Origin of the sequence: Sphingorhabdus sp. Alg231-15 (assembly GCF_900149705.1) — a bacterium.
In the GTDB taxonomy this organism is placed as follows: Bacteria; Pseudomonadota; Alphaproteobacteria; order Sphingomonadales; family Sphingomonadaceae; genus Parasphingorhabdus.
In genome coordinates this window covers 1,704,361-1,717,082 of sequence record NZ_LT703001.1, presented here as the reverse complement: position 1 = coordinate 1,717,082, position 12,722 = coordinate 1,704,361, and the positions used below count along the sequence as shown (strand labels likewise).

Sequence of the window (12,722 nt, the reverse complement as noted above, 5' to 3'; positions counted from 1 at the left end):
TGATGATCGGGTAAATTGGCAGCGCGCGGAATGACAAATATGAATAATAGTTTTTCATTTATGTAAATCTGTAGCCGGTATATAGGCGTTTCATGTCTATCGATTGGGATACAGTGCGCTGCTTCATCGAAGTGGCTGAGAAACGGTCGCTGATGGCGGCGGCTGCCGCACTGGATATGTCCAACGCCACTTTAGGACGCAAAATTGATGCGCTGGAGGTAGCGGTAGGACTGCAACTGCTTCTGCGCGGCCCCAGCGGAGTCACACTAACCGAAGAGGGTGAGGAATTGCTCGGGCTGGCCAAAGCCGGCGGTGATCATCTGTTCCAGATGGAGCGGCTAGCATTTTCGCTGCAATCGGGCCGGCGGGCGCTTCCGATCCGGATATCGGCGACCGAAATAATGGTATCTGCGATACTCGCACCAAATTTGCCAAATTTATTGGCGCAACATCCTGGGCTGATTGTCGATTTGACCATGTCCACAGAACTGGCGGATCTTAATCGGCGTGAGGCGGATATTGCTATCCGGCTGATGCGACCCAAAAGTGAAGGTTTGATTGCCCGACGCCTCCCAGAAATCACCTCTTGCTTATATGTCTCACCGGACTATCTGAAGGGGCGCTCGCCCGACGCCCTCAACCTGTATGAAGAAAAACTGGTCGGTTTGAACGATAAATTTGGCGATATACCGGAATTGCGCTGGATGAAGAAACTAGGATTGCCGCAGTCTTTATCGGCGCAAACCAGTAGTGTTTACGCCTTGCTTGAAATGGCAAAATCCGGCGCGGCCATTGCCATGCTTCCCGATTTTCTCGCCCGGCGTCATGGACTGGTCGCGATTGCATCACCGCCGACTCCGCCACGAAAGCCGTGGATTGTCTTTCACCGTGACAACCGGCGCAATCCCCAGATCAAGGCGGTAGGGGCGTGGATCACCAAATGCTGTCGTGACAGCTTTGGCCTAGACTAAACCGCCGGTTCTTCGTCTTCGCCGGCCCGCATGACCTTGCCATATATCCAGCCAATCCCGATAAGCGCGATACCCAAACCGAGGAATGACAGGATGCGTAAGACGCCTTCCAATTGCGCGGCATCGATCAGGAAAACCTTGAACGTCACCAGGGTCAGCAACAGCAATCCGGCAATTCGTAGCAGCGCATTGGTGGTCTGTATCCCGCGCGCCAACCAGGCAATGGCCAGGACAAGTAATCCCGCACTATACAGATAGGTTTCGGTAGAGGTGAACGGCGGGCTGGCGATATCGGTGCCATGGACCGCCTGACGCACAGTGACCATCACCGCAGCAATAGCAGCAAGGAGGCTGGCAATCTCCAGCGGTCGCATCAGCTTCGGCATCGCCGTCGCTATTATTTCCATTCTTGCATAGAGCCAGAGCCATAGCATCGCTGCCGCAAAGTGGAGCGTTCCCAAATTGGCAATTGGTGCGGGACCCATGGCCTGCTTGACGGCAGTCGGGCTGAGCAGCAGGATATCGAAATAGACGAAGCGGGCGAGCGCCAGTCCGGCCAACGCAATGCCCAAGGATTTCATCGGTGTCGCCAGCTTCTCGCCCCACTGCTGTCGGAGTATTAGCCATCCGGAAAGTGCGAGCAAATGAGTGAAGACGGCCCGCTCGGCAAAACCATAGGCCACAAAATCTTGAATTGGACCGATGGCAAGCGGCTGTTTGAGCAGTAAATAGATGAAGCTCCCCGTGCCGATCAGTCCGATGCCTGCGATGATTTTGGCGACGATCTTGCCAAAATTATCGCGAAAGAAATAGGTTATGCCGACAATGGCCAGGGCAGGTAGCAGCAGTTCGATGGCCGCAGGGCCGATCTCTGGCAAGTAGCTGAAGAGATCGGTTTCGCCGACGAGCGATCCGAATAGGGCTTCAATCAAACCAAAACCCTCGACCAGCATGATCAGGCCGCCAATGCCGATCGCGATGGCCGATTGCACGATGACCGACTTGCGGCCAATGAAGCGTGCCCAGAAGGCCAGCGCCGCAGCCACCATGATTGCGACCAGGGCGCCCAGACTTTGCGGTGTCCATATCCAAAGAGCAAGGGCAACCAATATTGCGGTCAGGCCGCTCGCCATTGGTGGCGGCAGAACGGCTGCATCTGTGCGCGTCCGCCAAGCCATCAGCCCGGTGGTGACGGCGGTCAACAGGCATGCCGCCGCCCAACTATTCTGGCTCCAGCCCAGATCACCCAAACCATAGACCAGAAGCAACATGGCGGTCGGAGCAGCGAGGCCGATCAGGGCCCATATCCAGCCGTCCTTTTCACGCAGAGCAAATACATGTCCGGCAGCACCGAAAAGAACAGCCAGACCGACAGCTGCGTATAGCTGCAAGGGCTCGGCGCCGGTATCGGCGAAGGCGGTGGCCACCATCGCCAGAGATAGGCCAAGCGCACCGGCAACGGCGGGCGTTAGGCCTTTATCGCGCCATGCGAGAGCGATGGAGAAAATGGCGAGAACCGCAAAGAACAGCCAGCTGATCAGCGAGAATTCTATCAGCGGCGCCAGAGTGACCAGCTGCAACAGGCCAACGCCTAGCGGGATAGCCTGCATAACCGGTTTGGGAATGCCGAAGCTGGTGCCAGTGCGCGATAGGGTCAATACGCCGCCAATAGCCAACAACACGATAAATGCGCCGACAAAGGGTACGTCGCCACTGAGGTCCATGAACAAGAGTGCCGTCGTCCAGATCACGCTACCACCAGTGGCGAGCAGTGCCAGCCAGGCCCAGCCGCGATGGATCGCCAGGCCAAACAAGCCTGCGGTAAATACGCCGAGATAGATGAGTAACGGCGCAACCGATTCCGGGCCCAATCCCGCGACATAGGGGGCTGCAAAACCGCCGAGCAAGCCCATGATCGCTGTTGGTGGTCCGTGACGCTGCGACAGGACAAAAGCCAATATGGTGACGGCAATGACACCGCCAAGCGCGGTATAGAGGCCAAGCAGACCATAGAGTTCGCTCGCCATGTACAGCGTTGCATAGAGTACCGCGATACCGGCGCCAGCAATACTGTGGCCAATGCGCACGTCATCGGTGAATATCTTGCCGAATTTCGGAATTTTGTAGCCAAATTCGCTCAGACCGATGAGCAATAGGCCGAACAGGGCTGCTGTGATGCAGCGCGCTGCCGGGCCGAACAAGCCGGCTTCGATCGAAAAGCGAACAAGGAAAAATCCTGCAAATATGAGAGCGATGCCGCCTATCCAGATTGGCAGCTTGCCACCAATCAGGTCTTCAAATCTCTTCGCGGCGCTCGGGCGGGGTTGTGGTGGCTCTGTGCTGGCCGGAGATGCCGGAGGTGGCGGTGAAGTGGGCGCATAGACACGTCGAGATGGTTGCTTCGGCGCTGGTGTGGCAATTTTTTCAGGTTTTTCCGCTGCCTTGGCTGCCCGCGCTACAGGTGCCTCAGGCACGGGCTCGGGTGCAGCCGGATTGGCAGGTTCTGCGGCATTCGTCTGTTCGTCTGCGACCGCAACCTGCCGTTCCTGATTCTCGAGGATCTCAATGCGTTTGCGCAGCGAAGCGATGACATTGCGTGTATCAAATACCAGAACCAGCAGGAGGATAATTCCTGAAATAGCTAGTATTTCCATACATTTAATCTCCGTTCAGCAGATATTTCTGCCAGAATAGCAGCGATGCCCAGAACTGATAGTCCGCATTTGCTTTTTTGCGAAATCCGTGTCCTTCATTGTTCGCAAGCAGATGCCAGGCGGGGCGATCATTGGCCCGCACCGCTGCTACAATCTGATCCGCTTCGCTGGCGGGAACGCGCGGATCATTGGCGCCGGTGACGACCATCAACGGAATTTTGATCTCATTGGCGCGCCGCAATGGACTGATTTCTTCTAGCTTAGCCCGCAATTCCGGTATGCGCTCGTCACCATATTCCACCCGGCGCAAATTGCGGCGATAAGGTTGGGTATTTTCGAGGAAGGTGACAAAATTGGAAATGCCGACAACTTCAAGACCTGCTTTTAACGTGTTTCCATATCGCAGCATGGAGGCTAACGTCATATAGCCGCCATAGCTGCCGCCGGTTACTGCAATGCGCCGCCGGTTAATCTGACTATCCTTGCGCAGATGGGACAGGAAGGCGCCGATGTCTTTCACGCTGTCTTCGCGGCGAAACGGTCCGTTGTCGAGTGCAACAAACCGTTTGCCGAAGCCGGTGGAACCGCGGACATTGGGATAGAAAATGGCAACGCCGAGTTCGTTGATCAGATAATTGTTGCGGCCCAGAAAACGGGGCGTCGCCTGACCCTCTGGCCCGCCGTGGATATTGATGATCAGCGGGCGCTTGCCTATATGCTTTTTCGGGTCCGGCCGGTAAAGGAAACCGGACATTTTTTCGCCATCAAAGCTGGTTATTTCGACAAGCTCTGGCATGACATTATTCTTTGCATCGAGTCCGCCGGTTTCGCTCCTGGTCCAGCGTGTGATTTTCAGTGTTTCAGGGTCGATACTATAGCTGTCGCTGCCGGTCTGGTTGGCATTGAGGGTGAAGCCCAATTCCCCCCAAGGCGCGAATTTCAGGCTGCCGATGACACCAGCAGGCAGGCTTGAAACGGTACGCACAGCACCTGATTGCATGTCATAGATTTTCAGGATGGACTGACCCGCCTGATTGACTTCATAGGCTATCCAGCGACCATCCTTGCTGATGTCAAAATCGGATACATCCCAAATTTTTTCATCGATGACAGGTTCAAACATGGCCGTTTCAATGTTGACCGTGCCAAGTCTTTGGACATCGCTACCGTCATCAGAAGCGGCCCATAGCCGTCCGTCCGGTGCAAATTGCAAACCGTTATAAGCGACCGGCGCGCTACTGTTGGTCAATTTGCGGGACGTTCCGTTGGCAATGTCTATCAAATAAAGTTGGTTGTCGGTTATCGAGACATAGTTGAACACCAGCAGATGTTTGTCATCTGGGGAAAAATCAATTGGGAACCAGCCACCGCCGGTAGACGCGACCAGCATCGTGGCGCTATCGGGTTTGGCCGGATTCATCAGATAAATGTCATTATAGAGGCCAGTGCGCTTGTTCGATCCAAAGGCTAGCAAATTTCCCTTGTTAGACCATGGGCCAAGACTGTGGCGGCTCTTTCCGTCGGTCAGCATTTTCGCGACACCGTCTTCCAGCTTGAAAATCTGGTTCACTTCATTGCCACCGGTATCTTTTTGAAACAGCAGAAAAGATCCATCGGGCGCATAGCTGGCGGAGCGGACAGGTTCATCGGTAAAGGTCAGCTGCTCGCGCTCGCGGCGTGGTTCGGCGACCCGGTGCAGCTGACTGGTATCGGCAAAGCGTGTGCGCACGATCATGGCTTTTGTTTTGGGGTCCCAATCGACAAAGCCGGCGGTGCGAAATTCCATATAGGGACGGGTCTTTTCAACAATCGCCATCGGAATGTCCGGGACCTGGTCCGCAACCAGCGCTGCAGGTTTGGCGGCAATGGCGTCAGTGGTTTTGTCGGCGGCGAGAGCGGACGGAACGAAGAGTTGCATTGACGCAGCGACCAACGCGCCGAAAAATAAATTGCGCATCTGGCGCCTTTCCCTGTTTCGTTTTGTTTATGCTTATGGACGAACGGCATGAAAAGCAATTAGGGGAGGGGAATGATCGCTGATAGTGGCCCCATGATATTGCTTGACGATGCCCGTGCGGACGGCAGTGCGGCCCCTGCGCGTCTCTACAAGGACCCGGTCGAGATAATCACAGCACGAACGCGCGATGATTTGGAGCCGGCGTTGGACAGGCTCGCCACAGCCCAAGAGCGCGGGCTGCATGCGGCGGGATATATGTCTTATGAAGCGGGAATGGCATTGGAGGATCGGCTGGTCGGCCACCTTCCAGATAACCGACCTTGCCCCTTGGCGTGGTTTGGGTTGTTCAAGGATTATAGTCTTTTCGAACCGGATCAGGTGCTTGAGCAATTGCCCGATCCCCAAGGCGCTTGGTTAGGGAAAATACAACCTAGCATGACGCGAAAAGATTATGATCGGGCCTTCGCCAAAGTGCAGGATTACATTCATGCCGGCGATATTTATCAGGCCAATCTAACCTTCCGGTCCTATGCAGCCTATGCCGGACATCCATTAGCACTATATGCCGCTATTCGCGACCGCGCGAAGGCTGGTTATGGCGGCGTGGTGTTTGATGGCCGAAACTGGATGCTGTCCTTTTCCCCCGAACTGTTCTTCGCAATGAAAGAGGGACGGATTACCGCCAAGCCGATGAAAGGCACAGCCGCCCGGGTTACTGATGAAAAAGCCGATGCCGCTGTTCGCGAAGTGCTACAAAGTGATCCCAAGCAGCGCGCCGAAAATCTGATGATCGTCGATCTGCTACGCAATGATCTGTCACGAGTTGCACAGCCGGGAAGCGTACAAGTGCCTGAGCTGTTTCATATCGAGAGCTATCCGACAATCCACCAGATGACATCGACTGTGACCGCGCAGCTGACTGAGGGGCGCACCGTGGTGGACCTGTTGCGCCAGATATATCCGTGCGGATCTATTACCGGTGCCCCTAAAATCCGGGCGATGGAGATTATTGACGAGCTGGAATCAGAACAGAGAGGTATCTATTGCGGCTCTATTGGCCGGATTGATGCGAGCGGTGACACGGCATTTAATGTCGCGATCCGGACTTTCTTTCTGGGCGAGGGGCAGGAAACTCTTTCCATCGGCTTGGGCTCTGGCATAGTAGCCGACTCTGTTGGGGGCGACGAGTGGCAAGAATGTCTTGCCAAAGGGAGATTTGCAGCTTTGGACGATGGCGTGCGACAGGTGTCAGGCGATAGCATTCCCGTTGATTTGATCGAGACAATGGCGTTCGATCCGGAATCCGGCATAGTCCGGCTTGAGGCGCATCTCGAACGGATGAAGGCCAGTGCTGCTGCACTGGAATTTGAATTTGACCGGCATGCAGCGCGCAACACGATACAGGCAATCACCTTTCATCAAGACAAGCCCGCCAAGGTTCGGTTGATGCTGTCGCGTTCCGGGGCCATTGCCATAGAGCTGCAACCGATGCCGGAAGCGCTCAGCGAACCGGTACCGATCCAATTGGTGCCGATGACAGCAGACCCGCAGGATTATCGTCTGCATCACAAGACAAGCGACCGCAGTCTCTACGCAGCGCCAGGTGTCGATGGTGCAGCCCATCCGATCTTTCATGATGTTGAGGGCTATCTGACCGAAGGTGCGATCTGGAATCTGTTTGTCGAGTGCGATGGCAAGCTGTTGACACCGCCGCTTTCACGGGGATTGCTGCCGGGCATTTTGCGCGCAGAGCTATTGGCCAGCGGCGATGCGATCGAAGCCGATTTGCAGGCTGGAGATTTAGACAGCGGACTATATGTCGGAAATAGCCTAAGAGGTCTGGTGAAGGCCAAGCTCGTTTAAAAACTTCAAATCAAATATTTTTGCGGAGATTCTCATGACCGATCATCTGGAAACCATGGCTGTGCACGCCGGAACCGAACCGGACCCCACCACCAATGCACGGATCACGCCGATTTATCAGACCGCGTCCTATGTTTTCGATGATGTCGATCATGCAGCCGACCTGTTCAATCTCGATGCGGTGGGTAATATTTACACACGCATCATGAACCCGACCAATGGTGCGCTTGAGGGTAAGATTGCCGCGATGGAGGGTGGCGCGGCAGCGTTGGCAGTGGCGTCCGGCCACGCGGCACAGTTGCTGATTTTCCATGTGCTGATGGACCCTGGCGCACATATTGTCGCAGCGAAAAAGCTCTATGGCGGCTCGCTTAACCAGCTTGGGCATAGCGTCAAGAAATTCGGTTGGAATGTTACCTTTGTCGATGCCGACATATTGGATGAGGTCAAAGGCGCGATTACCGATGAGACGCGCTGTGTCTTTATCGAAAGCCTCGCCAATCCGGGTGGTGTGGTGCAGGATATTGCGGGCATTGCCGATATTGCCCATGCGGCCGGCATCCCTCTCATTGCCGACAATACCATGGCCTCGCCAGCGCTTTGCCGTCCAATCGAACATGGCGCAGATATTGTTGTGGAAAGCGGCACGAAATTTCTTGGTGGCCATGGTAACAGCATTGCTGGCCTGATCGTGGACAGTGGTAAGTTTGACTGGACCAAAAGCGAGAAATTCGCCTTTCTGAATCAGCCCAATCCGTCTTATCACGGCAAGGTGTTTACCGAGGCCTTTGGTCCGGTTGCTTTCATTTTGGCGGCACGAGCATTGTCCCTGCGTGATCTCGGGCCGGCCCTGGCGCCGTTTAACGCGTTTCAGGTCTTGACCGGTATGGAAACACTCACGCTGCGGATGGAGCGGCACTGCGACAATGCGCTGGCTCTGGCGCAATGGTTGCAAGGCCGTGACGAGGTGAGCTGGGTATCCTATGCTGGTTTGCCCGACAGTGAGTATCACGCACTGGCGCAGAAATATCTCGGTGGCAAAGGCGGAGCGGTTTTCACCTTTGGTCTGAAAGGCGGATATGACGCGGGAACTAAGCTGGTTTCTGCGGTGAAGATGTTCAGCCATCTCGCCAATATCGGCGATACCCGTTCGCTCATCATTCACCCGGCCTCGACCACGCATAGTCAATTGTCGGGTGATGAGCTGATTGCCGCTGGTGCTGGTCCGGATGTCGTGCGCGTCTCCGTTGGTATTGAACATATCGACGATATCATTGCGGACTTGAGTCAGGCGCTTGATTCCCTGTGATGGCAGGAGGTGACGGCGACTATGTCTATGACGAAGAAAGCGGCGAGTGGCTGAGCCCTGAAGAGGCAGCAGCCAAAGCCGAGGGACCGGATGTTGTTGACGCGGTTGGCAATGTCCTGGCCGATGGTGATGCGGTAACGCTAACCAAGGACCTGAAGGTCAAAGGGGCAGGGCAGACGCTCAAACGTGGTACGCTGATCAGATCCATTCGTTTGACCGGCGATGCGCAGGAAATTGATTGTAAGCATGAGGGGATTAAGGGGCTCGTCCTGCGTGCGGAATTTGTAAAAAAGCGCAGCTGATCCGTTCAGCCTTTCCTACAGGTGCCTGTCTCTGGTAAGTTCGGATAGTGATGAAACCGATCCTGGCCTTTTCGGGTGTTGCCTCTCCCTGTTTGGACGGCGCGACTTGCCGCTCCAGACATTCCACTTACCCGAATTTCATCCTCGTTATGCGTATCATTTGTATAATTTCTCGATGGGAGCCGAATTAAAACCATATTAAAATGATGGAACGGGCAATCTCTCTGTTGCAGCAGGCTCTCATTGATATTAGGCATCCCCCGCAAGCCTTCCAGATAGGACCACCCCATGACCAAACTTTCCCAAGCCCTCGGCAGAATTCAACCCTCCGCGACCATGGCCATGTCTGGCCGGGTTACCGAACTCAAGGCACAGGGCATTGATATTATTGGCCTGTCCGCCGGTGAGCCGGATTTTGATACGCCAGATTTCGTCAAGGAAGCCGCGATCAAGGCGATCCGGGATGGGGACACCAACTATACCACTGTCGATGGAACAGTGGCGGTGAAAGAGGCAGTGGCCGCCAAATTCCTGCGTGACAATGATTTAACCTATACGCCATCCCAGATTTCGGTGAATAATGGCGGCAAGCATACTTTGTTCAATGCGCTGGTCGCTACGTTGGACGCGGGCGATGAAGTTATCATTCCTGCGCCATATTGGGTGAGCTATCCCGATATCGTGAATTTTGCGGGTGGCAAGCCAGTAATCATCGAGGCGGGTGCGGATCAGAATTACAAGATCACACCGGACCAGCTGAGCGCTGCGATTACGCCTAAAACCAAATGGCTGATCCTGAACTCGCCATCCAATCCGACCGGCGCTGCCTATAGCGGTGAAGAGTTGAAGGCGCTGGGCGAAGCCTTGTTGCCGCACCAGCAAGTAATGGTGATGACCGACGATATGTATGAACATATCTGGTATGCCGATTTTCCGTTCACCACGATCGCGCAGGTCTGTCCCGAACTTTACGACCGCACGTTGACGGTCAATGGCTGTTCCAAGGCTTACGCAATGACCGGCTGGCGGATCGGCTTTTCCGGCGGTCCGGAATGGCTGATCGCGGCCATGCGAAAATTGCAGTCGCAATCGACGTCCAACCCCAGCTCTATTTCGCAAGCAGCGACAGTGGCGGCGCTCAATGGTCCGCAGGATTTTCTGGCAGACCGGAACGCCGCTTTCCTGAAGCGTCGGGATCTGGTTGTGTCGATGCTGAATGATACGCCGGGTCTGCATTGTCCGACGCCGGAAGGTGCTTTTTATGTCTATCCTGATGCCAGTGAGCTGATAGGTAAGACAACACCAAAAGGTGCAACGATAGAGAATGATCAGGACCTGATCGGTTATTTTCTCGATGAGGCAAAGGTGGCCGCGGTCCATGGCGCAGCCTTTGGTTTGTCTCCTGCTTTCCGGGTGAGCTACGCGACATCGGAAGAGATATTGCGGGAAGCGTGCACGCGGATTCAAAGGGCCTGTGCGGCGTTGAAATAGAGGGAGTCTTTGTTAGACCGAGCTCTTATTTATTCCCTCAGGCGCCGGGCGGGCGCATCTGCGCCCTTGGCTTTCCTCGCATAAGCTCGGGCGCGCAGTCGCGCTTGCCGACGCGATGCGTCGGATCAGCGCGACCTTGACCGAACCGTCCAAGAGCGCACCTTTATTGAGCATCGTCCGAGCGTAGCGAGGCAAGGCCGACCGGCCGCCGCGCCTTATGGCGCGTAGCCAAGGGCGCGGATGCGCCCGCCCGGCGCCTGAGGGAATAATAAAAATCCCCGCGCTCCGCGCTGAGGTTAGATAAACAATTCCTTCACCCGCTGAAACTGAATGTCGCCCTGTGATGATGTTCACAACGGGGAAAGCAATCCTATATTACAACTGTAACCAATTCAGAGGTCGCTCCGAACAGGGGGGTAACCACAAGGATAATGACATGCCGAGTTTTTTGAAATCAGATTTGACCTACAGCCTCAGCGGCGGCTTCTTGTTGGGTGCGCTGGCGTTGTTTTTCATGCAGCCGAATGATGAGCAGCAAGATTATAGTCAAACTGCGTCATCCGCTGTCAGCAGTATTGATGCGGTAAGCTAGGTCAAATCAGAATACGGGGCGTTTGATATGAGTAAGCTATTTCCCAAATTTGCCATTGCCGGTGCCAGCCTGGCGACTTTCGGTGTTCTTTGGACCAGTATCAACGCGTCACCCAATGACCAACAGCAAACCGCCGCAAGCCTGTTTGTCGGCGAAGCCCATGCGGCTGAAAAAGCAACAATTATTCCAGCCCCGCGCATCAATGCAGCGGAAAAAGGCAAGCGCGCTGTAGCGATTTTCGCTGGTGGCTGCTTCTGGGGCGTGGAAGGCGTGTTTGAACATACCAAAGGTGTAATCAGCGCCGCATCCGGCTATCATGGTGGCACCAAGCGCAGTGCAAACTACAAGCTGGTTAGCGCCGGCCTGACCAATCATGCCGAGGCGGTTCGGGTGGTCTATGACCCCAGCGTCGTTAGCTATGGCGAATTGATGCAGGTTTTCTTTTCGGTGGTGGCTGATCCCACGACATTAAATGCGCAAGGTCCCGATCGCGGAAAACATTACCGCAGCGCGCTAATCCCAACAAATAATGCCCAGGCAAGGGCAGCCCGAGCCTACCTTTATCAGCTTGGTAAAGGCAAATATTGGAAACGACCGATCGTGACCAAGGTCGAAGCCTATAAGGCCTTTTACCCGGCGGAAACCTATCATCAAGATTTCATGCAGAAAAACCCCCGTCAGGGCTACATCGTACGCTGGGACAAGCCCAAGGTTGCGAACCTCAAGCGGCATTTCCCGAAACAATATCGCGCCAAGCCCGTAAGCTGAAAGCAGCAAGTGGAAGTCGCGCAGAAAGTTGCGCTCGATTAACCCAGCGTTAGCTATGCCATGTTATTCAGGTGCAAGAATCGCACGACAGAACGGGTAAGTCCATGGTATCGCAAAGTTTCGAGTTTGCTATCGCGCTGGCTTCCATAGTCGTAGGTGTAGCTTTTATCTGGGTTGCGCATAAGCATCCCAATTAATCGGCATCACAAGACTATTTGGGGCACAGCACCATAAGCATTTGACGGCCTTCCAATTTCGGATAGGCTTCGACCTTGGCGTTTTCTTTTGTGTCTTCCTGCACCCGCTGCAGCAATTGCATGCCGAGTTGCTGGTGTGACATTTCACGACCGCGGAAACGCAATGTGACCTTGACCTTGTCGCCATTGTCGATGAACTTGTTCACATTGCGCATCTTCACCTGATAATCATGATCGTCGATATTCGGACGCATCTTGATCTCTTTGACATCCTGGACCTTCTGAGTCTTGCGCGCTGCGTTGGCCTTTTTCTGGGCCTCATATTTGAATTTGCCGACGTCGAGAAATTTTGCGACTGGCGGCGAGGCATTCGGAGACACTTCCACGAGGTCGAGGCCAACATCCTTGGCCCGCTCGATCGCTTCGCCAGTGTTCATGACGCCGAGGTTCTCGCCCTTGTCGTCAATGACCCGAACAGTGTCGGAAATGATCAGATTGTTGAAACGCGGACCGCCTTTGACGGGCGGTGTGGGACGGCGTGGTGGTGCAGCTATGTTAAATACTCCTCAAACTGTGAACGAAGCGGCCAATAGCGGGAAATCGCAAGGGTCGCAAATT

The 12,722-nt window shown here is 54.8% G+C and carries 10 protein-coding genes; 7 read left to right on the top strand and 3 right to left on the bottom strand.

Features of this window, described 5'->3' with window-relative positions; translation table 11 throughout:
• The first annotated feature begins 92 nt into the window (after window positions 1-92).
• Window positions 93-971, top strand: coding sequence for a LysR substrate-binding domain-containing protein (locus DG177_RS08470; protein WP_108811076.1), 879 nt, complete (start codon window positions 93-95; stop codon window positions 969-971).
• On the opposite strand, the gene DG177_RS08465 is transcribed toward DG177_RS08470, so the two are convergent.
• Window positions 968-3,625 (bottom strand): DUF2339 domain-containing protein, encoded by a 2,658-nt coding sequence (locus DG177_RS08465; RefSeq protein WP_108811075.1) that lies wholly within the window; start codon window positions 3,623-3,625, stop codon window positions 968-970. The two genes, DG177_RS08470 and DG177_RS08465, sit on opposite strands and share 4 nt — an antisense overlap.
• Before the next feature lie 4 nt (window positions 3,626-3,629).
• Window positions 3,630-5,582 carry a S9 family peptidase gene (locus DG177_RS08460; RefSeq protein ID WP_337658653.1) on the bottom strand — a complete coding sequence of 651 codons (1,953 nt, stop codon included), beginning with the start codon at window positions 5,580-5,582 and terminating at the stop codon, window positions 3,630-3,632.
• Window positions 5,583-5,654: 72 nt separating this feature from the next.
• Between DG177_RS08460 and pabB the strand changes: the two genes are divergently transcribed.
• The 6 genes from pabB to msrA all read left to right on the top strand — a co-directional run bounded on the left by pabB (window position 5,655) and on the right by msrA (window position 11,907).
• A complete protein-coding gene (gene pabB / locus DG177_RS08455) occupies window positions 5,655-7,445 on the top strand; it encodes an aminodeoxychorismate synthase component I (protein WP_337658652.1) in 1,791 nt (596 codons plus the stop codon).
• A gap of 34 nt (window positions 7,446-7,479) precedes the next feature.
• Window positions 7,480-8,754 (top strand): O-acetylhomoserine aminocarboxypropyltransferase, encoded by a 1,275-nt coding sequence (locus DG177_RS08450; RefSeq protein WP_108811074.1) that lies wholly within the window; start codon window positions 7,480-7,482, stop codon window positions 8,752-8,754.
• Complete coding sequence (locus tag DG177_RS08445) at window positions 8,754-9,056, top strand: PhnA domain-containing protein (RefSeq protein ID WP_108811073.1); 303 nt, start codon at window positions 8,754-8,756, stop codon at window positions 9,054-9,056. The genes DG177_RS08450 and DG177_RS08445 overlap by 1 nt, the downstream gene beginning before the upstream one ends.
• Before the next feature lie 288 nt (window positions 9,057-9,344).
• Window positions 9,345-10,547 (top strand): aminotransferase class I/II-fold pyridoxal phosphate-dependent enzyme, encoded by a 1,203-nt coding sequence (locus tag DG177_RS08440; RefSeq protein WP_108811072.1) that lies wholly within the window; start codon window positions 9,345-9,347, stop codon window positions 10,545-10,547.
• Between the two features lie 436 nt (window positions 10,548-10,983).
• The gene (locus DG177_RS17710) at window positions 10,984-11,139 is read left to right on the top strand and encodes a hypothetical protein (RefSeq protein WP_337658651.1); all 156 of its coding nucleotides are present in this window, start codon (window positions 10,984-10,986) and stop codon (window positions 11,137-11,139) included.
• A 27-nt stretch (window positions 11,140-11,166) separates the two neighbouring features.
• Window positions 11,167-11,907 (top strand): peptide-methionine (S)-S-oxide reductase MsrA, encoded by a 741-nt coding sequence (gene msrA, locus DG177_RS08435; RefSeq protein ID WP_108811071.1) that lies wholly within the window; start codon window positions 11,167-11,169, stop codon window positions 11,905-11,907.
• 211 nt (window positions 11,908-12,118) lie between these two features.
• On the opposite strand, the gene infC is transcribed toward msrA, so the two are convergent.
• Window positions 12,119-12,658: a translation initiation factor IF-3 gene (infC, locus tag DG177_RS08430; protein ID WP_108811070.1), complete on the bottom strand. Its 540-nt coding sequence runs from the start codon at window positions 12,656-12,658 to the stop codon at window positions 12,119-12,121.
• Window positions 12,659-12,722: the final 64 nt, after the last annotated feature.

Bases quoted from the DNA above. Each gene is read 5' to 3' on its own strand.
- DG177_RS08450 (WP_108811074.1), top strand. From the start codon at position 7,480: ATGACCGATCATCTGGAAACCATGGCTGTGCACGCCGGAACCGAACCG.
- DG177_RS08470 (WP_108811076.1), top strand. From the start codon at position 93: ATGTCTATCGATTGGGATACAGTGCGCTGCTTCATCGAAGTGGCTGAG.
- msrA (WP_108811071.1), top strand. From the start codon at position 11,167: ATGAGTAAGCTATTTCCCAAATTTGCCATTGCCGGTGCCAGCCTGGCG.
- DG177_RS17710 (WP_337658651.1), top strand. From the start codon at position 10,984: ATGCCGAGTTTTTTGAAATCAGATTTGACCTACAGCCTCAGCGGCGGC.
- DG177_RS08460 (WP_337658653.1), bottom strand. From the start codon at position 5,582: ATGCGCAATTTATTTTTCGGCGCGTTGGTCGCTGCGTCAATGCAACTC.
- DG177_RS08440 (WP_108811072.1), top strand. From the start codon at position 9,345: ATGACCAAACTTTCCCAAGCCCTCGGCAGAATTCAACCCTCCGCGACC.
- pabB (WP_337658652.1), top strand. From the start codon at position 5,655: ATGATCGCTGATAGTGGCCCCATGATATTGCTTGACGATGCCCGTGCG.
- DG177_RS08445 (WP_108811073.1), top strand. From the start codon at position 8,754: ATGGCAGGAGGTGACGGCGACTATGTCTATGACGAAGAAAGCGGCGAG.
- DG177_RS08465 (WP_108811075.1), bottom strand. From the start codon at position 3,625: ATGGAAATACTAGCTATTTCAGGAATTATCCTCCTGCTGGTTCTGGTA.